The following is a 23971-nucleotide window of genomic DNA, read 5'->3' as shown; positions in this document are numbered from 1 at the left end:
CCATGGAAGATATGCAAATTAACGCTCAATTGCAAAACGATAATGTAGCTTCTGAAAGCCAGAGCATTCATAAATTCGTAGATGCTTTCAATGGTATCCATCTAGATAGATATGAGCACACCTTAAAGCAGGCATATGATGCATCTGTACAACAATCAGATTCGAACTTTTCAAGAGGTTCTGCAGAAATAAGGAAATTAGCAATTCCTTTAAAAGAAGCTGTTACAGTATGCGCATCAAAAGCTGCAGCTAGTGACTATCGGCACCATTTGAATGACCAGGGCAAGGCTGCAGTAAAACTTGATAAAGCTATAAAAGAGAGAAGCCTGACAATAGAAAGCTTGACTTCAATGAGCAATAAGGAATTAAAAGGGAAGTTAAAGGATTTGGGCTTTTCTCGTAAGGACAGGAATATCATTTCTAAAAATAATGAATTCTATCAGGGAATGTTTCTATATAGGGATGAGTTAAAGACCTATGTAAAAGGAACAAAGCACGAGAAGCATATCAACTCCGCAGATTTCTTCTTTATTAACAAGAAGGAATCTGTGAAACTTCTAAAGCTTTATACCATGCATTCAAAGGATGATGCTATTAGAAATGTATCTGACTGGAACAAGAAATCTTCGAGAACTATAAAGAAGTTCTTGAAGAAAGCTGAAAAGAATGGCGTGACTGAAATAGGTAAGCATGCTATCAGGATGCAAGATAGGCTCAATAACTTTAGAAGAAGAAATAAATTAGCATCACATCTAGTTAATAGAGATTTGAGATTTGCCCTATACAAGTTCAACAGGAGAACTAGAGAAGCTGATGATAATGCAAAGCTTGGCGCAGAAAAGCTTATTAAAACAGGTCAGATAACATATATAGGTTATAGAGTTTTAATTGGCCAGCATAGGTGTGGAATTGTGGCATTACCTGTGAGAGTAGGAATGAAGGTTACCTTAAAAATGGGAAATGCTTTAGATCGATTATGTGTTAAATATAATCTTCTCTATAGAAGAAGCTTTTGCATTGCACTTAGTAAAGGAAAGACAGCACTTGTAAATAAAGCATTATCAGTTAGCACAACTGCAAAAAAGGTAGCTAAGGAGAAAGCAAAGTATACGGTGAAGTCAGCCAAGAAGATAGTTAAGGCTAAATTCCAGCATAAGCAAAGTGTTAAAGCTATCAAAGAAGCACAAAAGAAAGCTGCAGTAACTGCCAAAAAACTTGCTCAATCCAAAGCAGCTAAAAGTGCTTCAATTGCTGCCAAAAAGGTAGGAATAGGAGCCAAAATCGTAGGAAAAACAAGTTTGACAGTTGCTAATTATGGAATGACTCCAATAAGAATGTTTAGAGATGGAGTGGGAAAGTTCTTTTCTATAATCCATAAAATGAAATACATACTACTGGCCATATCCATGATAATCATAGCGGCATATATGCTTATCTCATTAATGTTTTCTATTACTCAATCTATGCAGAACTATAGTCACCTAACCTCATCAACTATATTGGGGCCAGAAGATAACTCAGTATATGACAAGGTTGTTTATTTACAGGGATTATTGGATGAGAGAAAAGCTGAAGCTAGAAAGCGAGGGGAGGGAACACCTAAAACTACTCTAGTAGCAGCTGGGCAGAGTATTGATAGATATGGTCATCCTGAGACAGATGTTGATGGAAATACTACATGGACTAAAGGATATAAAATCTATTATAAAGACAGTGCTGGAAATCTCATGGCAGATGGAACCAACAATATAAAGGATGCTATTATCCTTGCTTATGTTGGTGAAGATGGTGAATGGGAGAAAAGCGATAGCCTGGATGACATAATTGATAACTACTGGGAATACTTAAATCCAACTCTTACAGACGACAACTTGGTTGAGACAGATATATATTGCTGCGCAGATGGATGTGAAGAATATAGCTACAGCTGTAACGATAGCAGTGCATATGACTTTATGAATCGTATCTCCTCTGAAGGAGGCCATATATATAGCAATGTTGCTCCAGCTTCATCAGAAGGATGTAAAAGTAGAGTAGTTCAAAGAACTGGTATTAGACTTAATTCAAAAACTCATTTGCCAGAGCTGTACACGTATGATGAGGTTGAGCATTACTGTGATGGTCATACTGTGAATGTTTGCTATGGTCATAGAGATGTTGAAATACATCTTGATACTTATTTTATGCAGGATGCTTTTGACCACGATTATATGGCAGGAGCTATTTTTGAGAAGCTAAGCTCCTGGGGACAGGATGAAATAGACTGGTGCAATAGTCTTTATGATTCAGATTGGTATGACGCCTATGGAATAGATCCTATGGGTGGATTTGGCTTTATTGTAGAAGCTACTTATACTCCGGAAGAATTAGTAGCCATGCTGGCCAATATTGATGTGGATGAAACAAGAAGAGCTATTGTTAGCAATGCTATTTCGCTTGTAGGTAAAGTTCCTTATTACTGGGGAGGTAAGGCTACTGAATTTGGAGTTTATCCTTTTAGTACATCTGCAGGTGGTAAGGTTGGAGATACTGTTTCACCTGATGAAAAAGGAAGGGCTTTAGCAGGTGTGGACTGTTATGGCTTTGTTCAATATTGTTACAACTCTACAATATCAGGATTACTTCCTACTAGCACAACAAAAGGAATCATAGACCAGAATGGATATGGATTAAAGGCGATATCAGCCAAAGAACTTCAGGCAGGAGATATTGGTGTGTTTTATAAAAATGGTTCAGGAGGACATATAGGAATCTTCTATGGATATGATGATAATGGATCTGCGTTATGGGTTCATTGTACAGGAATGCCAAGAAACAATGTTGTTTTAAGTACCTGTGGTTTTGATCATTATTATACGATTCCATAACAGATATGAAGAAGAAAATCGAAAAGCTATTGATGTTCATTGCCATTGGACTATTTGTAAGTGTTATTTATTACAAGGTTACATATGGTGAGTTTTTATTACTAGGATATAAACCTTTTCTTATAATGTCTGACAGTATGGAGCCTTGTATAAGTACTTACCAGTTTGTCCTGGCAAAACAGGTGGATGCGAATGAAATACAGGTAGGAGACATTGCAGCTTATGAACTCTATGCAGAAAATACGGAGATTATAAAAGAAACAGTTATACATAGAGTCTATGCTATTAATGAAGATGGAACATATTTATTTAAGGGTGATAACAATCAAAACATAGATGTAAATCCAATCCAAAAAGACAGAATTAAGTACATAATTGTTATATATTGACAATATCGTACGATATAAATGAGAAAATATAATGAAATATGCCACTATTATTGTGCGGAATGGGATGATATTATAAACTCGTTCCAATTCCGTACGATATAATTTTTTTTTATAACGCGCATATATCGTACGGTGTAATTGTTCTGAAAGGATGGATATATGAATGCAAAGGAAAAGTCACTTGAAGAAACATTGAAGTTAACAGCTCCAGAGTTTAAATTAACTGAGCAGGAAAATGAACTTGTAGATTCTTTAGTTATAAACTACGGAGAAACCTATCTTTTACCCTTCTGTGAAATTAAAGATATGGAAGAGAAGACCAAGTGTTTACTAAGATATAGAATCATGAATGTTGCCAGTCAAAGACAAGGTACATTAATTGAAAATCTCAAATCTCTTAGTTCTGGCTCAAAGTGGCTTGATGAGAATTACTATAATATGATCCATGCAAACTCTGATGAGGAGAGAGTTATAATAGAAGCCTGCCAAGCTGGTGCTGAAAATGCTTTCACTTATATGTATCTTCTTATGGGGCACAAGGTAACTTCCTTTGTTTACGATATTAAGTTTGAGGGTTATCGTTATGTTGAACCTGGCGATTTATATAACGACCTTCTAATAGAGCTTTTTAGAATATGTTGCACTTATCCATTAGATAAATATGCCTTTGGTGGACTTACTTATACTTACGTTCAAAATAACCTGATGCATTTTCTCTATGAAGATATATTTAGTAAGAATGATATTCTTAGCTACAATGCAGGTACTAAAAAGCGTTTGAATACAATTAAGAAGACTCTTGATGATATCTGTGATATGGATGGGAAGACATCATTATCTACAGAAGAGATTAGAAACCTTACCTCTGCTAGAAAAGGTGAATTCGATATATACCACATGATTTCAAGTCCTCTTAGTTTCGATAGCAACGATGGTTTTCTTAACAGAACTGTTCAGGATAAAACAGCTAATATATCCATTGAAACAGTTTGTCCAGAAGAAGAAAACATATGCCAAACAGTAGCTAAAAATCTAAGATTCACCGAGGAAGAAATCGATGAACTAATAAAAGCTCTTATTAAACATGTTGATGAATGCCATGTTACTGTCACAGGTAAGGTAAGAAAGATTTCAAGACGCAGCCTTAGAACCTTCTGCCAGAAACAAGGTAAAACAGTAAATACTCGTGACGTAAAGCGCATACTCGAAGAATATGCTTTTGCTAAAACAGGGCGAAAAATTTTTTTTGCTTAATATACATTCCGTACGATATAAAAGAACTTCTATTTACAGAAGTTCTTTTTCTAAACGTACAAATGTCACATTCTTATTAGGAATATTGTTTTTGATTTCAGTGACCATCTCAATGAGTGTACTCATTGATGTAGATAGAGTTAAATTAGTGATGAATTCATCATAAGCAATGGTAATTGCATCAGCTAAGTTCTTAGTACAATGCTTGAACCAGTCTGTCACAACTTCTACTGGAGCGTTAGTTGCCAGTTCAATAAATACTGTCATATCATCCCCAATAGGGAAAAGAGACAGATTATCATTGTCTCCAAACTGAGCAAAGATTAAAGTTTCATCCTCAGTTTCCTCAACTCTAAGTGATATTAATTGGTTTGGAAGGTGCAATTTAAGCTCCTGCACCAAGAGCTGATTAAATTGCCTTTTATAGGCATGCACAGCGGATAACTTGTTCATATACTCCTCCATTGATAAACAAAACGTTACATAAAACCGCAAATTACAAAAAGTTTAAACATTTATCACACTTTATTCACCAATAGGGTTTATTATACTGCCTGTTTTTGGAAACTGAACAACGAGATTTTGGTTTTTACGTTGAAAAATCAAGAGTTGATTGATGAAACAACTACAGTTGGTAACATTTTTGGAGGGAAAAAAGTTGAATGCTGCTAACGAGAGAATTAAGGAACTGAAGAAAGAGAAAAATATTACAGACGGGATGATTGGTGAAGTGATTCAATATCACCCTAAGGTTGTGAACAGGATGCTCAATAAGAAGGCAAAGATTCCAGAAGATGTCATTGTAACTTTGAGTGAGTATCTGGAAGTATCTCCAGAATATTTAAAAGGTCATAGTGAATTTAGGACAAGAGAAGAGCAGGAGTATCATATCCTTGCTCAGAAATATAAACTTGTTATTGATATAGTAAATAGCATTAAACATTTGAATCTCGGTTTTGCACCATACTTTATATGGACAAGGAATGATTCATCTGAAATGGATAAAATCAATTATATCCTTGAGGCTGCAGATGATCCTTCCAAGTGCAAGGAGATATCAAGTACGACTAATCTTAATGATTTAGTATGTATGAAGGAATGCCAGTTATATACCTGTAGAGAGAATGAGCCAATAGCATTATTCTTTGACTATGAGAGAAATCATATGGGAAAGGGGAATATCTATTGCTTCCATGAGGTCATGCACAATGGTGAAAGGACTGGAATTATTAGTCATGAGAAGTTCCTTCATTTGATTGATAATATTAACAACAATATCGCTAATCTTATATCTCTTACATTAGGATTAATATCTACAGAGGTTTAAATTAGGGTGTCCGTATGGGCACCCTTTAAATGTTCTGTTATTCAGCTATAAATAATACGCCAAGTGTTCCAGGTCCACAGTGGGATGATACAACAGCACCGGCATTAGTCTCTAGGATTTCATCAAAATGATTCAGGTTAGTGAGATAGTCACGAACCGATTCAACAATATCCCTATCACAGCCTGAATGAGTAATGAAAACTCTCTTCTTATTAGCAGATAATAGGTCTGATTCCATATCTTTTACATAATCCATGACATATCTAATATCCTTGCCACGGTATTTCTTTTCAGGATGCATAGCGCCCTCTGATACTGCAATACGTGGATGAAGCTTCAAGGCTCCTCCAACAAGTGCTGCAAGGCCTGAGCATCTGCCACCTCTATGAAGGTATACAAGAGTATCTATCACGAAGCTAGCTCTAACCTTATCTCTAATGTCATCAAGTTCTTTTACGATATCATCAGCATTCATACCGCTGGCTGCAAGCTCAGCTGCATATAGGACTTGTAATCCAATACCTGTAGAAAGATTAGCGGAATCAATTACATGCACTCTATCTTCAATTCCAAGATCTTCTGTGGCAAGTCTAGCATTATTGAAGCTTGCAGACATAGAGGATGAGATAGTGAAGATTATATATTCATCAGTCGAATCCTTATCTAGGAATTTCTCTATATCTTCTACACTAGGTGCGGCAGTTTTAGGAGTCTCTCCATGTTTATCAGACCAAGCATAAAGCTCTGATGGGGTAATGTTTATACCATCCTTGTATTCTTCATCTCCCAGGCGGACATATAAAGGGATGATACCAATATTATATTTTTTGACCAATTCTGGTGATAAATCACATGTGCTATCAGCAAGAACCTTAATCATAACTATCCTCCAATACTTGTGCTCACGTTAATAGGTGTTTCGCTCATTTTACCACTTTAGCCTTGTGGTTTACCATTTTATTAGGAAAATTCAGAAGTGGGAAATAATATAACGATTAAGATGTTAATATTTGCCACGCTAATAGCCTTTGAGTCATGCCAAAGTGGCGAAATATCTGTGAAAAAGGGATGTTACAGTTGTGAAATTGTGGTCTATTCAAACCCATAAGAAATGCCACCAAGACTATAGAAAAGAACAATATATATTTACAAATAATTTGATTGTCTATATAATGTAGACAAGAAAAGGTGCTAACCGATTGACGGTTAGTCTATTCAGAAAAAAGCTTTAGTGATCGCTTAGTCCTGCCAGACTGATAAGCGGTCACTTTTTTGTTGCACTGTCTCGGCCAATTTTGTAGCCGAGTCCAAAAGCAGTAAATAATAATCCAGTAATAGCTACAAATTGAGTCAATGTTAACATAAAAGTCTCCCTCCATAGATATTTCTGCTCAAAGACAGATTATTCTAAATAGAGGTCTCAGTCCTCTAGTTGAAGACTAACCGCCAACCGTAATGGGTAGCACCGATGTATAGTCTAGCAAATCATATATTTATTTACAATCGAACATCATAATATTCCAGATATAACTTCCAATAGAGATTCGGCAAACTTTTTATGCCCATCAATTGAAAAATGAACTCCGTCGTAACCCATCTCTATATTCCATTTTCCAGCATCGATAACATTTATGTTATGCTCTTTTGCTAGTTTCATATAGCCTGCATTAAGTTGTAAGCTGCAGTCATGGTATAGTTCCATTTCAGAATCTGATGCGCTTATGTATGGTGGTGCAATCAAGATAAATCTAGCAAGGCAGTTTTGATTAACATAATCAAGAATGCTATCAAGCTTTTGAAGCGTAGCTTCAACATCGGGATGATTTGTAAGTAGAATATCATTGGTACCAAGAATCATAACAAAGACATCTTCTTTAGTTAGATTTTGAATGGTTGTTGTGAAATAGCCATAGCCTAACTCAGGCAACATTCGGCCATTCATTCCTTCCTCAATGACTTCATAGTTATCTTTTAGGGCTTCTTTTATATGAGTAGTCCAGCGAACTTCTGTAGGATATCTACCACCAAAGAAGTCTCTTGGATCATAGCCATATGTATTTGAATCTCCAAATAGAATTAGTTCTTTCATAGAGTTAACCTCATTTGATACCAGGTAACATTGCCGTGAACTGATTCACTTATACCTTCATTCACAAATCCAAACTTAGAATAGTAATGTATGAGCTTATCTTTACAAGTAAGGACAAGGCCTTTACGACCTTGGAATTTAGCATCCGAAATGGCTTGTTTAATAAGTTCTCCAGCAAAGCCTTGTTTTCTATATTCTGGGAGAGTATTTACGCCAAAAATCATTTGCCATGCACCTTCTTCACTATGCATATCAGCTTTAGAATACATTTCATCGGTAAGGTCAGGCTCATTAGTGCAAAAGCCATCTACAAAAGCTATAAGCTTATCTCCATCAAACATAAGCCAAAAGTGATTGGCATAGTGCGTTAGTCTATCCCTAAATTCATCTAATGTGGCTGCTTCCGCAGGTGGGAAGCATTTGGCTTCTACACTAGTAATAGCAGTTAAATCATCTATAGTTGCGGTTCTAATTGTCATTTAAAGTCCTCTCAATACACCATACAAAACCTTTGGCAGTTCTGATATCAGCCTCTTTGAAGTGATTGCCTTCGTTCCATTCAAGTGCGGAATCAATATTTCTTGAATTGAAGAGTTCAGATAGCTCTCTGATACAATCCCCTACTGTAGCCATTATGGGATTTTTGGCTTTTTCTTCTTTATCACCAAGGCTTAAGTAGATATGACGTACGGTCGTAGTGTTATTTTCAACATAATCAATAAATCCTGGGAACCATGCTGATGGAGATGCTGCGTTTATAGTTAAAAAAGCATCTGTTTGATATGCACTCCATAAAGCAAAAAGACCTGCAAGGGAATATCCACCAAGGACGGTAGGAATAATTGTTAGTTCATATGCATCTCTTATGCTTGGAAGAAGCTGTTCTAAAATAAATGAAAGAGTATCATTTGCACCTTTGCCAAAGCCAACTTTTCCAAACACAGGTGGCGCAAGCCAAGGGGATAAATCATCGTTCCAATCACTGACACTAAAAGCCACGAGGATAAATGGATAGTTTGAATGGGCGGAAATATAAGCTATTTCATTATCTAAGATGTCATAATCATGCGAATCTATCGGCTGAATGAGTAGTATTTGTGGCATCTCATCAGAATATAATATGCAGTTTGTACTTCCAATCTGAAAGGTTTCTTTTTTCATCTTCAATCCTCTATGTTAACTATAGATTGAGGATAGCTTTTGTTGGCTTATTTTTCAAGGCAATGTAGCTGTCCGATTTATAACCCTAGTAGCGAGTACACTTAGAATTAGAAGAGAATTAGAAGAGAAGCATGAAAAAGGAGGTCTTAAGTTATGGGAGATAAGACATGGGTTCACAAACCAACCGGTAAGTATTTTTTTGATGACAGATTGAATATGAAACTCTTGTATGAGGACATTGCCCATATGACAAACCAAGAGTTTGCTGCCTTTTGTAAGATGATTGAATTTAATGGAAAGTATCCTAAAAAATATTCAGTAACAGGTAACTGGGAATAGGAGGCGCTATGAATAAGATGGGTTTTACATATGTTGAGCCAGCATCATACATATCTGAAGAGATGAAGGAAATTCTATTTGAGGAAGATTATAAGAGAATTCGTGAGTTTGTATCCAAGTATCCTTGGACATTTGCTAAGACTTATGCAGAGTTTGCACCTCATGAATACTATGTAAAAGATGAGCTGGATGAACATGGTCAAGCTGAGTTTGTCTGGTTTGTAGAATATATTAGAGATAATGGCTTTGATTGTAAGTTTGCAGGCAAAGAGCATACTTACTTTGAGTTAGATGGCCACTATTATTGGACTATGGGTGAACCAATTGAGGAGACCATAATTCTTAATAGATGTGATAAAGATAACTATGTAATCCAAGGAAAGAGCATGGTTTTTAATAAATCATAGAGGGTACTTGTAGATACATTCTCATTAACAATATAATTATTGTAGACGGCACTAAGGAGGACATAAATGAAGAAGAGATTACTAATAGGCATACTTGCCTGTATTATTTCAGTAGCAGGCTATGGCTTTTACAGTACAGGGAGTGCCAATAATGAGGCTAGCAATGTAGAACCTCAAATAAAGGTTGAACAGCCAGTAGAAGCAAAAGCTATTGAAGATAAGGTAGACAAAGAAGAAGTAGAAGAAATAGAGGTTGAAGAAGTTGCACCGGCTACAGCAATTGATGAAGAGATACCTTCTTCTAATTTTTCTTTAGATCAAATAGCGGCTTATTCAGGAAGCCCATATATTACTGTAAATAATAATATTCCCTATTTCTCTGATGAAGACAAGGTTCGTACTGATGCTTTTGAGATATTTAGTAATCTTGATTCACTAGGAAGATGTGGAGTTGCTTATGCAAACATCTGTAAGGAACTTATGCCTACAGAAGAACGTGGTGAGATTGGTAGTGTAAGACCAAGTGGATGGCATACAGCAAATTATCATGAGTATGTAGACGGAAACTACCTTTACAACAGATGCCATCTGATTGGTTATCAGCTCAGTGGCGAAAATGCCAATGAGAAAAATCTCATTACTGGTACAAGATATTTGAATGTTGTAGGGATGCTTCCTTTTGAGAATGAAGTAGATGACTATGTAGATAGTACTGGAAATCATGTTTTATATAGAGTTACTCCAATATTTGAGGGTAACAACCTTGTAGCTTCAGGTGTTCTTATGGAAGCTTATTCTGTAGAAGACCAGGGCAAGGGCGTGATGTTTAATGTCTATTGCTACAATGTACAGCCCAACATTGTAATAGATTATGCAACTGGAGAAAGTGAATTGGCTGCAGGTGCTACTTCAGTACAAGAACAGCAGGTTAGTACAGATGCTACTGAGCAAAGCCAAGTCGTTGACTTTGTTTTAAATACAAATACAAAGAAGTTCCATACACCTACTTGTGGCTCTGTCAGTGATATGAAAGATAAAAACAAGCAGTACTTCCATGGAACTAGAGAAGAATTGATAAATCAAGGATATGATCCATGCGGTAGATGTAATCCTTAAAAATAATGGGGGAGTTTTATGCCATTTCAAATTATTAGAAACGATATTACAAAAGTAAAAGCAGATGCCATAGTAAATACGGCTAATCCATATGTAAATATTGGATCAGGTGTAGATTCTGCAATATATGAGGCTGCAGGAAGAGAACAGCTACTTGCTGCAAGAGATAAGATTGGCATATTAAATCCAGGTGAGGCAGCAATTACTTCGGCTTTTAATTTGGATGCAAAATATATTATTCATGTGAGCAGTCCATGGTGGGAAGGTGGCAATAAAGGAGAGGCTGAGCTCTTAAGAAGTTGCTATGATAAGACTCTTAAGCTAGCCAAAGATAATAATTGTAAGTCTATTGCTTTTCCACTTTTAGCAACGGGCTCTTATGATTTTCCTAAAAAGCTAGGATTAGAGATTGCAGTTAATGCATTTACTGATTTCCTTGAAGAAAATGAGATGGAAATAACTCTTGTTGTATTTGAAAAGTCTACCGTGTATATATCAGGTGAGCTAGGCGAGGAAGTTAGAAGCTACATAGATGATTTATATGTAGAAGGTGCCATCCAAAAAGAATATGGACGAGACAATTATTTGCATACACCAGAAATAAATCTTAAGATGCCAGATTTTCTTACTCCTATAAAAGGGGCGTTAGAAGATGCAGATGCATGTGAAATAGAAGAATCAGAAGAGCTAGAAGACATTCTTGGCGATATTTATACGGATACATTTGGAAAGCATCTACAGAAACTGATTAACAAAAAGGGACTTAAGAACTCGCAAGTTTATGTTGCCGCAAATATATCAAAGCAGTATTTTTCAAAACTACTAAAGGGCCAGGTAAAGCCTTCAAAGGAAAAGGTGTTAGCGTTAGCAGTTGGGTTACGACTAAATATGGATGAAGCTGAAGATTTCCTTAGGCTGGCTGGATATGCTTTTTCACCTATATCACAAACAGATACAGTGGTAGCATATTTCCTTAAGAAGCAAGAGTTCAGTGTTGCTATGATAGATATTGTTTTATTTGATTATGGGTTAGATACATTGTCTAAGGAGTGAATAAGTATGCAAAATGAGATAGATTATGAGAGTGATATTTCATTTTATGCATCGAATGGAGACAAAGTTTATAGATTAGACAATATATTAGTGTATACTAGAGGTAAAGAAAACTTTGGCATTTCACGAATTATTGAAGCTAATGTAGATAACGATTTTGATGTAAATAAGATTTTAGATACTATTACAGATTCTGAGATAGGAGATATCTATGATGGAGACGAACAGAGGGAATTTATTACAGGCTATTATGGACAGGAATCTTACAAAGAGTACACGAATGCAGACTTCGGAAAAACTTCGAGGTATGACAGACCAACAAAAAGAGGAAAGAGCACGTCAGATGCTTACTATACTCAAAGAAAGCAGAACAGAGCAAGAGTTTATATCAAAAATAGAAAAATTGTAGTATGGTCAACCGTGGGTTGACCATTTTTCTTTTTCAGGGATGTATCATTTAACCATCAAAACAAACAAGCCTCGCTGCAGAGAGGGTTAAATGTACAGGAGGAAAAAGATATGAGTAAAGGATTAACAGAAATCGTTTATATACTTGATAGAAGTGGATCAATGGCTGGTTTAGAGGAAGATACTATTGGTGGTTTTAATTCCATGATGGCAAAGCAGAAAGAGACAGGGGAGAAGGCTGTAGTATCTACAGTTCTTTTTGATGATGAGTGCGAGGTGATTCATGACAGAGTTCCTATTGCTAAAGTTGAGAAGATGACTGACAAGCAATACTACGTTCGTGGTTGTACAGCTCTTCTTGATGCAGTAGGTGGTGCTATTCATCATATTGGAAACATTCACAAGTATGCCAGGGAAGAGGACAGACCTGAAAAGACTATATTTGTTATTACTACCGATGGTTTGGAAAACTCTAGCAGCAACTACTCTTATGAGAAAGTACAGAAGATGGTTAAGCGTCAGCAAAAGAAATATGGTTGGGAGTTCATCTTCATCGGTGCCAATATTGATGCTTATGCTGTTGGCCAAAAGTTTGGCTTCAGAAAAGACAGGACAGTTAATTATATTGCTGATGATATGGGAACAGCTAATGTATATGATGGTGTTTCTTTAGCTATTAATACGGTTTTAGCATGTCCTGATTTCATGTCGGTATCAGAGAACCTTTCTAAGAGTGGCTGGTCGGACAATATAGAAGCAGATTACAATAGACGTAGTGGGAAGAAGAACAGGAGGTAATATCATGGCAGTTAAAGGTGCAGTATTAGGCGATATTTTGGGATCACAATATGAGTTTCACAGACCAAAGAAATTGGATTGGAAGAATGTTCCACTTATAAATACAACTACTATGGGATTTACTGATGATACAGTAATGACGTTAGCTATTAAAAAAGCTATTGCAGAGAATGCTGACTTAGTTGATACCATGGTTGAAGTTGGTAGGAAGTATCCATATTGCGGGTATGGCGGAAATTTCTATAGATGGATAAATGAAAATAATCATGAACCATATAATAGCTGGGGCAATGGTTCGGCTATGAGAGTTGCGTTTGTAGGTGAATACTTTGATGACTACGATGAAATGCAAGAGATGGCAAAAAAGACTGCTATGGTTTCACATAATCATCCTGAAGGAATAAAAGGTGCTGTTGTAACAGCCACATGTATTTGGATGGCAAAGCATGGTAAGACTAAGCAGGAAATCTTTGATTATGTGCTAGAACAGTATCCTAGGGACGAATATGAATATAGTATAGGATATAGTCTCGATGAAATCAGACCTCGATATAAATGGAATGAAAGTTGCCAGGGTTCTGTTCCTGCGGCCATGAGATGCTTCTACGAAAGCACTGATTATGAATCTTTCATTAGAAATATTTACAGTCTCAAATGTGACAGCGATACCTTTGGAGCTATAGCTGGAGGAGTTGCAGAGGAGTTCTATCATGGCTTTGGAGACGTAGAGGCAGATAGCTTGCTGGAGTCATATTTAGATGATTATCTTTTAGCTATATTGAGAAGGTAGTAGCCTATTTATAAAAAATACAAGAAAATACAAAGCATAATAAATGCTTTAAAATCAGTGTTTATAGGCATTTTATATCCTAACTCCCAATACAGACCCCCAATACACACTTATCTATACAAAAGAATATTGACGTGCTATATATGAATTATCAATTAGCTACGAGGAGGTATAGGTAATGAAGAAGAACGAGTATATGGCCATTATTATTAGGGATTATTTGAGTTCACTAGGAAAAGGAACACATACATTGACAGCTCTTGACGCGAGAAAACTTTCAGGCATGGATGATTATGCATCAAACAGTTGTTATCCGAATGTTTGTATAGCCATGGATAAAGTTGCAAAAGAGTATTACGTTGGAACAGCTCTAAATGATCATAATCAGAGTAGCACCTATGCCTATGAATATATAGTAAAGTGAGGATTCGATTATGGATTGGAATAACGATGGTCAAATAGGAATGGATGATTTGATACTGACGGATATTATTCTTAATGACGATGAAGAACAAAAGGGTGGTGGAGATAATAAGCCTAATGGAAGTTGTCTATCTAGCTTGTTATTATTTATTATTCCACCAGTAGCGCTGATTGCTGCACTATGTAATTTTATAAGTTGATTGTAGTGACTCTTTATTAGTAAACATCATTTGAAACTGCAAATCCAGTAGAATCTTAAGCATGATTTCTTTAAGATTACATGTCCCATAAATATCAGTAGTAGAATGCTAGACTATAGTTGTTAAAAGTGAAGTGGTATAGTTAAATCATAAATACATAGCAATGTTTGTGATGGAGGGGATATGTTAGCAGGGATTATTATTGTAGTTATTTTGTTATTAATCGTGGTATTCGTTTATAGCTTTAAGAATGCTAATAATGAACAAAAAACAGGTAGTACAAATACTGATGCAGATGACAATTGGTGGACTAGTGAAATGGAAGAGGATTATCGTAAGTTTCAGGAGCAACAGAATCGAGACATCAAGAATATGCCTTTAACTGATGCAAATGAAAAGCTTACACCTAGCAATGACACTCAGTTATGTTCAAAAGAAAAACTTGCTGTCTATGTAGCAGAGATTGAAAGTCTTATCGCATCAAATGAGAATGTGGAGGATTCCAATTCGAGAAAAAGTATTAAAGTTTTCGACTCAGATTATAGCAATCTGGGAGACATAGATCCTACGTTTCAAGAGCAGTTGCTCAAATTGATTGGCGATAAAGGCCTAACAAATGTTGAATTCTATAATGCAGCTTGGATTGATAGAAAACTTTTTTCCGCTATAAATGGTAACAAATACTATAAGCCTAAGAAGGAGACTGCAGTAGCTTGTTGTTTTGGATTGAAGCTTTCCTTATGGGAGGCTGAAAAGCTTCTCAAAGCAGCGGGATATGCGCTATCAGACTCTATTCTATGGGACAGAATAATTAAATATTGTTTACAGCATGACATAAATAGGATAGAGCAGGTAAACCAAATCTTGGATGAAATGGATGAGAAATGCATAGGCTGTTAGTTTTAAAAATGTCTTTTTAGAAACGACCTTTTTATAGGAATGATGGGATATATTGAAGATGGCTAGTGGATACCGACCGGCAATTGGAGCCTAGTACGTATCTTTTTAGTCCAAGTTAACGTCTGTAGAGCGCGATACTTTAAGGATGCTATGCGACACCGCGGTTAACTTGGTTTACATCTGGAGTCTACGTAGTAAACGACCCTGTCCCAATATGGTTTTTCAAGATCAACCGGTCTGATTAATTCATCGACATTCCTAGTGCATTGTGCTCTAGTATGTCCGGATATTTCTTGCATCCCGTAGGCATATTCAGATGTATTCACTCATCATATGATTATAGGCATGTTTTGTGGAGTGAATGCTTTGCTATTTCATGCCTCAAGCTAAATCTGATGCCCATGGTAAGCGAGCTTTTTGGCATGGAAAAAAGTGACACCCCATGGGGGAGTGTAGGCTTTAGCGTATACTTAACTTTTTATTTGTTGGATAACGACGGGAAGTTAGGTCCATGCATAGGGACGAGCCATGGTCATCTTCCGGTAATGGGGAAGAAGGCTCGTCTCATTAAGATGGTTCGCGAAGGGATTCACCCACCGCTACATCTTAATTATAAAAATATGATGGGAGCCTGACCTTTTTAAGCTAGCGTAAGTTCGCTGGCAAGGTCAGGTAATAAAGGATTTTTGTTGGAATAAATTATTTCAACAAGAACTAATATTAGAGATGAACCTATTTGGATCCTAATTTTGAGGACGAGGGGATCTCGTAGCAAGAATATATGTATTCTGAGGAGATTGACTCCTTGTATACATATATTAATTGATGGAAGCAGTCAAATAACTGCGGGAGGATTTCCTCCACCATCATTTTAAGAGTTGACAGTGGTGACCTGCCCATTATCATTTTGGTAACAGAGGCAAACGAGTCCCGGTCAGCTCTTTTTTTTGTAAATGTCGTTTGATAAACGACCAAATATTATTTGGAAAATCATATTATAAAAGCACGAAAGAGAAGCTCAAAGGGAATTAGACCCTAAGACGACTAATCTTTTTAGGTAAATATTCATCTGACAAGGGGATTTAATCCTAGGCACGTGAAGATTACCGCATGGACTATCTGGCCTTTCGGTGCGATTTATGAGGTCAAGACTGATACTGGTGTTAGTCTATGAAAGTTATAGTATATATGAGCAAGTGAGTTAATCGTTGATGTTGTTGCTGTTTGACTACGTTGAAGGGTGATTAGCTAGGGTAACTAGTTTTAATTCTAGTCAGGTAGGAGCGACAAGTGCCCATGATTAGCCCTCCTAGATTTTAGGCATATGACTATTTCTATATTTGATATGGTAAGAACTACTAGAATTAGAATGCTCATAACACTAATCAAAACTTCGGTTCGTACTTGCTGCCATTATTCTATATATTCATTCACGTAGGTGGGATTTGCCCCGCCCTTGGTGATTGTATAATATGTATTAGCACTTTTTGAGGAGATTGGCTTGTCACTAGTGCTAATATAACGCACTGGGCTCCACAATCAGACTTTTAGTGAAGGGCTGGTGTTAGCTGGTGCTTTATGTATGGCTGCCGGTAATTTACGCTAGCAGCCGTACATTGTTTTAAATAATGAAACTGATGTCCAAGGCAAGCGAGCAAATCTATTACTCGTGCTATCTGTGAGGTTAGACCTCGGGCGACGATTTTAGAATTGTGACACCCCTTGGAGGTAGAGTAGGTTTCATTATAGGCATACTCGGCTGGAAGGATTGAGACGATTGCTCTTTTTGTGAACAGTTGAGTATGCTTTTTTATTTGAGGGTTATATGGAACAGATAAAGATTAATAAAGCTTTATGTAGGAAAATACATATATAATTATTTTTTCAATCTATGTCGCTTCTGAGACGACCATTTAAAAGATAATATGTGATATAAATAGACAAGGCTAAAGTATAATCTATTGAAAGGCAATCGCTGCCCGGTACATAGATTATTCAAATGAAATGTTAGGTGTGGATTCCTTTATTGGATGTATGGAGTTTTAGCTTTCCACAAGACTCATTTCCCTGAACCATCTTGGGCAATTGGCGCCCTTTGATCGTAGGAGCCTAAATTGTACATAAGGGCGGAGCAAAGGCTCCGCCCATTTACTATTACCAATTGTCGTTATCTTCTGAATTGGACCAGCTAGAAAAACTGCTATCAGTGAGATGCAGGTCTCCGGTTTCAAGGTCCATAGCCATGCCGGAACCCATGCTCTGCATTAGATGGCCTTCTGTATCCATGGCCATACCAGAGCCCATATCCATTAGAAAGTCACCATCAGTAAAATCAAATATTCCCATAGAAAATCTCCTTTCAATTCAACTGAAAAATATCATATCCGTCTTCTGTGTGTTTTATCTGGTATAAGCAGTCATCTATCCAAAAGGTATTTTTGTCGGCAGCCTCTTCATTGGTAGCTATGTTTGTGCATAAGAGATTGTTCATATGATTAGTGCCACCTGCAGCTTTTGGAAGAATGTGATGCAAGTTCCAACCACAGTAGATTGTTTGTCCGTTTCTTCTAATATGGAAATTACGGTTACCATATGCCTGGCGGCACATGAGATTTCCATGAAAATCTTCAGCAAATTCGGCATTGCCATAATCCATTTCCCATATTTTTAGAGCGTAAGTTTTGTTGATTAACATCCTGAGTTCACCTCCTAACCTGACCAAAATAAAAAAGTCTGTACATACTATGCATGCACAGACTAGAAGGTCAGATTATAGACTCCACACGCATAGCTAATAGAGTGATTAATAATATAGTAATCACTGCTATTAAATATGGTGTGAAGCTGGAAAACAGGTACCTTACGCACCTAAGGTTTATCAGTACTTTTCTTAATGAGTCAACTAGAATGAATGCTCATTAATAGTTCGCGAGGTTCACTTTAAACACGATACCATTATATCTATGATACCCAATACCATTAATGTCTCGTCCCCATCAAGTCACCTAGTATTCGTTTTAGGAGAGGCTACAAGAAATGTAATACTGGAGAATATAATAATATTTACATATGAATTATATTCTCTAATCGAGGAAAAAGCAATTTACGTTTATAGGTGTGGAGATGTAAATTCGAGTGCTTTATAATAATAAAAGGACCATATTGGGAGCAATATTATGAATATAGAAAGTATACAATCTAGACTAAAAAATGTAATAAAAGCTAAAAAACAGAGAGCACAAATTACAAATGAAGAATTAAATCAGTATGAGTTTTGCCCACGTTGTGAGGCTAATATTACTTTACAGAAGGGGTATAGAAATGAGTTGCCGTATTGGATTTGTAAGGGATGTGGACAATTACTTACAAATCCCAATAATGATTGGGAGTCAGAAATAGCATGGATTTGTGATTCATGCGGGACTCTATTAAATACACAACCAGGTTTCAGAGAAGATTGTGGTACATGGTGTTGTTGTGAATGTGGATTTGAAAATAGAATCAATGAAAGCGAGATTTATGCATCAGAGGATGAGTATCAGAGTTCAGCAATTAATCCATACAAGGGATTAGGGGACGAAGAAGTTTTAAAGCTTTCTATGTATACTGATGAAGAGCTTGTGAATGGTAGAAATGATATCATTCTTGTAAAAAATATAGAAGACGGAAAATACTATATTAAAAAACTTTTAAAAACATATGAAAAGAGTGTATATGATTATTTAGTAGAACATCCAATCGATAGTATGCCTAGAATATATGAATTATATGAAAGCGATAACGCTTTAATTCTTATTGAAGAATATCTGCAAGGGAATACTATTGAAGAAATAATAAATAAAGAGCCGTTACCTGAGCGGAAAGCTATTGAGATTGTAGAGAAGCTATGTACCATCTTAGATGAGCTTCATAATCAACCCAAGCCGATTATACACAGAGATATAAAGCCATCGAATATACTTGTAGATTCAGAAGATAAAGTATATCTATTAGATATGAATGTTGCTAAATGGTATGAACAAAATAAAACAGAAGATACTAAATATATGGGAACAATGGGATATGCTGCACCTGAGCAGGTTGGATATGGATTTTCGGCTTCATCAAATAAAACAGATATATACGCTGTAGGTGTTTTACTTAATGTTTTAATCACAGGTAAATTTCCTAAAGAAGAACACGCGAAGGGCCCAATTTGGGATATTATAAAAAAATGTATAAGTCTAGAAGCTAAAGATAGATACAGTGCAGTTGAACTTAGGGAAGAACTCAATAAAATCTCGAGGAATAATTAATGGAAATCAAGTCGACAGGTGAATTAGATAATATCTTAAAAAATACAAATCCTAATCAGCTAGAAGAGTACTTAAGTAATAATAAAAAATATATGGTTGATGATAAGAAAGCCTTTTATTATTATATGAAAGATGTGTTAGATGAAAAGCAGATGAAGTTAAAGGATTTATATATTTCAGCTGGAGTTTCTGAATCCTATGGCGGAAGTATTCTTCGAATGGAAAGACATACTAAAAATAGGGATCTAATTATCAAATTATGCATAGCTGGTCATTTTACCTGGGATGAAACAAAAAGGGCATTGAAGCTATATGGGATGAATGAGTTGTATGCTAAAAATCCGCGTGATGCAGTTTTTATAGTGGCTATTAACAATCGAATTTATGATTTTTATAAAATTGACGAAATGCTGATTAGTAAAGGATTTGATAGATTATCTAATGAAGAATAACAATATAAAAGATTACGCAGAGTAATTTTCCCCACCATTTTGGTGGGGATTTTTTTGTTTGAAGATTGATAGCATATAAGAAGACAAGGGTTCGGCATGAAATATGAAAAATGAAATATATGATGGATATTAATGTTGAAAGGAGCTTTGCAATGAAAGATAAGATGAGCTTAGGATCTGTAATTTCTGACAGGAGAAAGCAGATGCTATTAACGCAGAAGGAGTTAGCAGAACAAATTGGTGTTTCAAAATCTGCAATAGCAAAATGGGAAACAGATGGAGGACTTCCAGATAGAGATAATCTAAAGAGTTTATCAGAAGCTATGGGTATATCGATAACGGATCTGTACAAGGCAATAGATGATGACGGAGCATCTGAGGTTAATCTTGATGCGAATATAACATTAGATGTGATATCAGTATTTGAGTCACATGGATACAAAATAATTAAACCAAATAAGTTGGATGTAAAGGAGAAAAAACACCATGAGTAATTTAGGGAATTATATAACTATAACAAAGGCTTGTAAGATGGTAGGAGGGCCAGAAATGTTTGTTGGTTTAGTATTTGCCACAGGATTTATTGGTGGATTTGTAGTCAAGGCTGGAATTGAAAAGGTCAAAGCAATTAAGGAGGAGTATGAAAAAGAAATATAAAAATAAGCGCAAGCTTCTTAAAGCCAGCGCTTCATAATATGTTTTTAGTATTGCTTAAGAGCAGTTTTTTTGAGCCCATAGTTTTAAAGATTTAATGGCGAGTTCCATTTTTTCTAATCCATCATTAAAAGTTTTGAAGTCGTTTTTTTCGTCTTCTGTAATTTTTCCATCAGCAGCGATGCTTATCATTCGATCTTTCTGAGCTGTAAGAGAATTGAGGGTATCAAGTAATTCTAACGTGATGATTGGTAAGTCTTTGGGACTGTTTAGTGCTAATTCATACATAGGAACAGTATTTTTTCCGATAGCGCAGTGATGTGCACAGTAATCTAAACAAAGCTCTGGCATGTTATAGACACTTGAAAGAGAAACTATATCAGATGGCGTAGGCTCTGTGTCACCTTTTTCAATATGCTCTAGTCTTTTAGTAGAAACGACATCGTTGGTAAGGTCAGCGACATCATCACGTGATAAATGCTTTTCTTTTCTTATAGATAGAAGCATTGAATGATCCATTATTTATACCTCCCAAATACTTGATGGTTATATTTTACCAAAACTTGGGAAATATTGTAATTGTATTACCAATATTGAGGGTGTTGAGCCGGCTAAGCTGATAATACAATTAAGTCATAAACAAGGAGGTGGAAACAAGATGACACCAACGGAAAGAATCAGCATCATAGAAACGCTAGAGTTAATGGACAAGCATAAAGATTTTGCAAAGAAAATTGGTTTAGTTGATAAGACAAAGGTAGCAATTAATGAAAGGAGAACAGATATGATAACAAAGGAAAACAAAAAGCAAACAGAAAATCTTGAGGACAAGAAAAAGGATTTAAACATCGTACAAATTACAATTTGCAAAGGTGCTGGTTGTAGAGCATGTGGCAATCCTACATATCCAGATTGTATGGATTCATGTCCGCTATTTGATGATTAATTTAGTACTTGTCTCCAAGAGGAGGAAATAAAGATGTTAAGTTTAATATTTTCAGTAATGATGTTAATTGTGTTTGGAAAGCTATTAGGATTAGCAATTAGAGCTTCATGGACAGTTCTAAAGGTAGTATTTACCCTGGTATTTTTACCATTAATACTCATTGGGATGTGCATAGCAGGAATGTTCTATATTGCAATACCAGTTCTTATAGTTATTGGAATTATATCGCTAATAGCTTCATCAACGACATAGGAGTCTTTGGGAGGGAAACAGATGAATACGATAGTCTTAGATTTAGAATTTACACAGATATATGATCCATCAGTAAGAAAGATTTGCAGCAATGAAATCATTCAAATAGGTGCAGTCAAACTCGATTCAGACAACAATATCATCGATAGATTTGATAGTTTTGTACGTCCTTTGTATTCAAAGATTAATAAAAAAGTGTACAGATTAACAGGGATTACAGATTCTATGGTTGAAAGAGCTGCTGTATTTGATGAGGTATTTACAGGTTTTCTAGATTGGATTGGCGATGATGACTATACAATCATTTCATGGAGTGAAGAAGATTTAAGAGTCATTATTGGTGAGTGTAATTTAAATGGATTCTTTGATTATCGTATGGAGTCAATGCTTCTCAATTGGGAAGATTTGCAGGCTGCTGTAGGTAATATACTAGGTGTCTCACAGCATTTATCACTTGAAAAAGTGTTAAAAGCGACAAACATGGAGTTCAAGGGAACTGCACATAGAGCAATTGATGATGCAGAGAATACTGCAAGAGTCTATGTCTTAACTACAAATAAAGAAGAAACAAAGAGAGTTTTGGGATCGTTGGTAGAACTATTCATGCCAAAAGAGGATTTATCGTATTCAATGGGAAGTCTGTTTGATGGTTTTGAATGTAAAACGGCATAAAGAGGAGGTGAATAGTAATGGCATTTAATCTAGCTAAGAGTGCACTAAATATACTTTCTAGTCCCGGAGATAAACTTGAGGCAAGAATAACAGATTCAGGGAATAAGGTATTAAAATTTGCATCTGGTGATGGTTCGATGAAGGCTAGTAGGACTGAATATCCAAATGGAACTATTCATGAAACAAGAACATACAGAAGATAAATAATCTAACAAAGAAAGTGAGGTATTTAAAATGAGCTTATTACATAGGACAAACGATTACAAAGGGTATGGAAAGCAGAATTATTACCATAATGAGTACATGGATGAAGGGGATAAGGTTGTTAAATACAAATGTCATGAATTCAAATCGTTTGATGGGAAAGAAAACTCGTGGCATAAAGAGAGAAACGCTGTAGAAGCATGGGATAAAAATGACAGTTCGATGCCAGATTGGTTAAGAGGAAAACTATCATAACAATTAAGAACACGGTATCTAGGGTTTACTCTATGTGAACAGTTTTCTAGATGTCTGTGGGACGACTCTACACTAAACTCTTTAGACCTCCTTTCTAAATTGATTAATAGTTCCTTAAAAAGTGTAGAGTGAACCCTAGATACCGTGTTTTTAATTGACCTGGCGCAGTATATGGAAAAGTGAATTAAATTTTTTAATGGATTATTCTGATGGATTGGATGGGGTTTATGATGAGGTAACTGATACGGCGATGTACTATTGTAGCTGTTTATAGGCACGGTGATGAAGTATTTAATGTCAATTTCAGGAGATCATCCATTGGAAGAAGATGCTGTTTATTATTATGAGAATATAGAAAGATAGAGGATATAAGGAATGAAGACATGTATTAATTGTGGAAAAACATATGATTATGAGACTGAAAAGGACAATTTCACATGTGAGAGTGTGACGTTCTCATACGACAATTTTGATAAGGATTATTGCGCAGACTGTGCGTTAGAGGCTGTAGAGGACATTGATGTAGGTGATTACCACGAAGATTGTGAGGAATGTGGTTGCAGGTTTGATTTGGCCACAGAAATTAGTAACTACATGAATTCAACTAGAGTCATAGATGGTGATTTGACAGACTTATGGTCTCAGGCGGGTAAGATAATGTGTGCAGACTGTGCTTTAACTTTTGAAAATGATCAACTCGATAATATGTAGGGAGACCAG

Annotated in this window: 32 protein-coding genes; 24 read left to right on the top strand and 8 right to left on the bottom strand. The window is 36.0% G+C overall.

Annotated features, from left to right (window positions below):
* Nucleotides 1–2: 2 nt before the first annotated feature.
* The 3 genes from BMY66_RS05250 to BMY66_RS05240 all read left to right on the top strand — a co-directional run bounded on the left by BMY66_RS05250 (nucleotide 3) and on the right by BMY66_RS05240 (nucleotide 4510).
* On the top strand, nucleotides 3–2867 hold the full coding sequence (locus tag BMY66_RS05250; RefSeq protein WP_090394406.1) for a C40 family peptidase: 2865 nt from the start codon (nucleotides 3–5) through the stop codon (nucleotides 2865–2867).
* 5 nt (nucleotides 2868–2872) lie between these two features.
* Nucleotides 2873–3256: a signal peptidase I gene (locus BMY66_RS05245; RefSeq protein WP_090394405.1), complete on the top strand. Its 384-nt coding sequence runs from the start codon at nucleotides 2873–2875 to the stop codon at nucleotides 3254–3256.
* A gap of 159 nt (nucleotides 3257–3415) precedes the next feature.
* The gene (locus BMY66_RS05240; protein ID WP_090394404.1) at nucleotides 3416–4510 is read left to right on the top strand and encodes a hypothetical protein; all 1095 of its coding nucleotides are present in this window, start codon (nucleotides 3416–3418) and stop codon (nucleotides 4508–4510) included.
* Between the two features lie 33 nt (nucleotides 4511–4543).
* On the opposite strand, the gene BMY66_RS05235 is transcribed toward BMY66_RS05240, so the two are convergent.
* Nucleotides 4544–4963: a hypothetical protein gene (locus tag BMY66_RS05235; RefSeq protein WP_090394403.1), complete on the bottom strand. Its 420-nt coding sequence runs from the start codon at nucleotides 4961–4963 to the stop codon at nucleotides 4544–4546.
* 163 nt (nucleotides 4964–5126) lie between these two features.
* Between BMY66_RS05235 and BMY66_RS05230 the strand changes: the two genes are divergently transcribed.
* The gene (locus tag BMY66_RS05230) at nucleotides 5127–5837 is read left to right on the top strand and encodes a helix-turn-helix domain-containing protein (protein WP_143064506.1); all 711 of its coding nucleotides are present in this window, start codon (nucleotides 5127–5129) and stop codon (nucleotides 5835–5837) included.
* A 37-nt stretch (nucleotides 5838–5874) separates the two neighbouring features.
* Here the strand turns inward: BMY66_RS05230 and BMY66_RS05225 are convergent, their stop codons facing one another.
* The 4 genes from BMY66_RS05225 to BMY66_RS05210 form a co-directional block, all read right to left on the bottom strand.
* Entirely contained in the window at nucleotides 5875–6717 is an 843-nt protein-coding gene (locus BMY66_RS05225; RefSeq protein ID WP_090394401.1) for a DegV family protein, read from the bottom strand.
* 630 nt (nucleotides 6718–7347) lie between these two features.
* On the bottom strand, nucleotides 7348–7926 hold the full coding sequence (locus BMY66_RS05220) for a GDSL-type esterase/lipase family protein (RefSeq protein ID WP_090394400.1): 579 nt from the start codon (nucleotides 7924–7926) through the stop codon (nucleotides 7348–7350).
* Nucleotides 7923–8405, bottom strand: coding sequence for a GNAT family N-acetyltransferase (locus tag BMY66_RS05215; protein WP_090394399.1), 483 nt, complete (start codon nucleotides 8403–8405; stop codon nucleotides 7923–7925). Before BMY66_RS05215 ends, BMY66_RS05220 begins: the two co-directional genes overlap by 4 nt.
* On the bottom strand, nucleotides 8395–9087 hold the full coding sequence (locus tag BMY66_RS05210) for an alpha/beta hydrolase-fold protein (RefSeq protein WP_090394398.1): 693 nt from the start codon (nucleotides 9085–9087) through the stop codon (nucleotides 8395–8397). The genes BMY66_RS05215 and BMY66_RS05210 overlap by 11 nt, the downstream gene beginning before the upstream one ends.
* 153 nt (nucleotides 9088–9240) lie before the next feature.
* Here BMY66_RS05210 and BMY66_RS05205 point away from each other — a divergent pair, with 153 nt between their 5' ends.
* The 10 genes from BMY66_RS05205 (at nucleotide 9241) to BMY66_RS05160 (ending at nucleotide 15521) form a co-directional block, all read left to right on the top strand.
* Entirely contained in the window at nucleotides 9241–9426 is a 186-nt protein-coding gene (locus BMY66_RS05205; protein WP_090394397.1) for a hypothetical protein, read from the top strand.
* A gap of 8 nt (nucleotides 9427–9434) precedes the next feature.
* Entirely contained in the window at nucleotides 9435–9833 is a 399-nt protein-coding gene (locus tag BMY66_RS05200) for a hypothetical protein (protein ID WP_242942680.1), read from the top strand.
* Nucleotides 9834–9899: 66 nt separating this feature from the next.
* On the top strand, nucleotides 9900–10949 hold the full coding sequence (locus tag BMY66_RS05195; protein ID WP_090394396.1) for a DNA/RNA non-specific endonuclease: 1050 nt from the start codon (nucleotides 9900–9902) through the stop codon (nucleotides 10947–10949).
* A gap of 18 nt (nucleotides 10950–10967) precedes the next feature.
* Nucleotides 10968–12002 carry a macro domain-containing protein gene (locus BMY66_RS05190; RefSeq protein ID WP_090394395.1) on the top strand — a complete coding sequence of 345 codons (1035 nt, stop codon included), beginning with the start codon at nucleotides 10968–10970 and terminating at the stop codon, nucleotides 12000–12002.
* Between the two features lie 6 nt (nucleotides 12003–12008).
* On the top strand, nucleotides 12009–12431 hold the full coding sequence (locus BMY66_RS05185) for a hypothetical protein (RefSeq protein ID WP_090394394.1): 423 nt from the start codon (nucleotides 12009–12011) through the stop codon (nucleotides 12429–12431).
* 90 nt (nucleotides 12432–12521) lie between these two features.
* Nucleotides 12522–13208 (top strand): vWA domain-containing protein, encoded by a 687-nt coding sequence (locus BMY66_RS05180; RefSeq protein ID WP_090394393.1) that lies wholly within the window; start codon nucleotides 12522–12524, stop codon nucleotides 13206–13208.
* 4 nt (nucleotides 13209–13212) lie between these two features.
* Nucleotides 13213–13998, top strand: coding sequence for an ADP-ribosylglycohydrolase family protein (locus tag BMY66_RS05175; RefSeq protein ID WP_090394392.1), 786 nt, complete (start codon nucleotides 13213–13215; stop codon nucleotides 13996–13998).
* Between the two features lie 178 nt (nucleotides 13999–14176).
* Entirely contained in the window at nucleotides 14177–14422 is a 246-nt protein-coding gene (locus BMY66_RS05170; RefSeq protein WP_090394391.1) for a hypothetical protein, read from the top strand.
* Between the two features lie 10 nt (nucleotides 14423–14432).
* Nucleotides 14433–14621 (top strand): hypothetical protein, encoded by a 189-nt coding sequence (locus tag BMY66_RS05165; RefSeq protein WP_090394390.1) that lies wholly within the window; start codon nucleotides 14433–14435, stop codon nucleotides 14619–14621.
* A 183-nt stretch (nucleotides 14622–14804) separates the two neighbouring features.
* Entirely contained in the window at nucleotides 14805–15521 is a 717-nt protein-coding gene (locus BMY66_RS05160; RefSeq protein WP_090394389.1) for a hypothetical protein, read from the top strand.
* A 2154-nt stretch (nucleotides 15522–17675) separates the two neighbouring features.
* Here BMY66_RS05160 and BMY66_RS05150 read toward each other — a convergent pair.
* Nucleotides 17676–17867, bottom strand: a complete 192-nt coding sequence (locus BMY66_RS05150; protein ID WP_090394387.1) for a hypothetical protein — start codon at nucleotides 17865–17867, stop codon at nucleotides 17676–17678.
* Between the two features lie 13 nt (nucleotides 17868–17880).
* Nucleotides 17881–18216: a hypothetical protein gene (locus BMY66_RS05145; protein ID WP_090394386.1), complete on the bottom strand. Its 336-nt coding sequence runs from the start codon at nucleotides 18214–18216 to the stop codon at nucleotides 17881–17883.
* A gap of 481 nt (nucleotides 18217–18697) precedes the next feature.
* Between BMY66_RS05145 and BMY66_RS05140 the strand changes: the two genes are divergently transcribed.
* The 4 genes from BMY66_RS05140 (at nucleotide 18698) to BMY66_RS13725 (ending at nucleotide 20925) form a co-directional block, all read left to right on the top strand.
* Nucleotides 18698–19816, top strand: a complete 1119-nt coding sequence (locus tag BMY66_RS05140; protein WP_090394385.1) for a serine/threonine protein kinase — start codon at nucleotides 18698–18700, stop codon at nucleotides 19814–19816.
* A complete protein-coding gene (locus BMY66_RS05135; protein WP_090394384.1) occupies nucleotides 19816–20268 on the top strand; it encodes a hypothetical protein in 453 nt (150 codons plus the stop codon). The genes BMY66_RS05140 and BMY66_RS05135 overlap by 1 nt, the downstream gene beginning before the upstream one ends.
* A gap of 110 nt (nucleotides 20269–20378) precedes the next feature.
* A complete protein-coding gene (locus BMY66_RS05130) occupies nucleotides 20379–20762 on the top strand; it encodes a helix-turn-helix domain-containing protein (RefSeq protein ID WP_090394383.1) in 384 nt (127 codons plus the stop codon).
* A complete protein-coding gene (locus BMY66_RS13725) occupies nucleotides 20755–20925 on the top strand; it encodes a hypothetical protein (protein WP_177175586.1) in 171 nt (56 codons plus the stop codon). The genes BMY66_RS05130 and BMY66_RS13725 overlap by 8 nt, the downstream gene beginning before the upstream one ends.
* Before the next feature lie 54 nt (nucleotides 20926–20979).
* Here BMY66_RS13725 and BMY66_RS05125 read toward each other — a convergent pair whose 3' ends face one another.
* Nucleotides 20980–21441 (bottom strand): helix-turn-helix domain-containing protein, encoded by a 462-nt coding sequence (locus tag BMY66_RS05125; RefSeq protein ID WP_090394382.1) that lies wholly within the window; start codon nucleotides 21439–21441, stop codon nucleotides 20980–20982.
* A 139-nt stretch (nucleotides 21442–21580) separates the two neighbouring features.
* On the opposite strand from BMY66_RS05125, the gene BMY66_RS05120 reads away from it, so the two are divergent.
* The 6 genes from BMY66_RS05120 (at nucleotide 21581) to BMY66_RS05095 (ending at nucleotide 23962) form a co-directional block, all read left to right on the top strand.
* The gene (locus BMY66_RS05120; RefSeq protein ID WP_090394381.1) at nucleotides 21581–21868 is read left to right on the top strand and encodes a hypothetical protein; all 288 of its coding nucleotides are present in this window, start codon (nucleotides 21581–21583) and stop codon (nucleotides 21866–21868) included.
* Nucleotides 21869–21901: 33 nt separating this feature from the next.
* Nucleotides 21902–22120, top strand: a complete 219-nt coding sequence (locus tag BMY66_RS05115) for a hypothetical protein (RefSeq protein WP_242942679.1) — start codon at nucleotides 21902–21904, stop codon at nucleotides 22118–22120.
* 21 nt (nucleotides 22121–22141) lie between these two features.
* A complete protein-coding gene (locus BMY66_RS05110) occupies nucleotides 22142–22792 on the top strand; it encodes a 3'-5' exonuclease (protein ID WP_090394380.1) in 651 nt (216 codons plus the stop codon).
* A gap of 17 nt (nucleotides 22793–22809) precedes the next feature.
* Complete coding sequence (locus BMY66_RS05105; RefSeq protein WP_090394379.1) at nucleotides 22810–22995, top strand: hypothetical protein; 186 nt, start codon at nucleotides 22810–22812, stop codon at nucleotides 22993–22995.
* Between the two features lie 31 nt (nucleotides 22996–23026).
* Nucleotides 23027–23251 (top strand): hypothetical protein, encoded by a 225-nt coding sequence (locus BMY66_RS05100; RefSeq protein ID WP_090394378.1) that lies wholly within the window; start codon nucleotides 23027–23029, stop codon nucleotides 23249–23251.
* A 375-nt stretch (nucleotides 23252–23626) separates the two neighbouring features.
* Entirely contained in the window at nucleotides 23627–23962 is a 336-nt protein-coding gene (locus BMY66_RS05095; protein ID WP_090394377.1) for a hypothetical protein, read from the top strand.
* Nucleotides 23963–23971: the final 9 nt, after the last annotated feature.

Origin of the sequence: Pseudobutyrivibrio sp. C4 (genome assembly GCF_900111635.1) — a bacterium.
GTDB classification, from domain to species: domain Bacteria; phylum Bacillota; class Clostridia; order Lachnospirales; family Lachnospiraceae; genus Pseudobutyrivibrio; species Pseudobutyrivibrio ruminis.
Note: the sequence above shows the minus strand (reverse complement) of the source record. Positions and strands in the feature narration are given on the sequence as shown.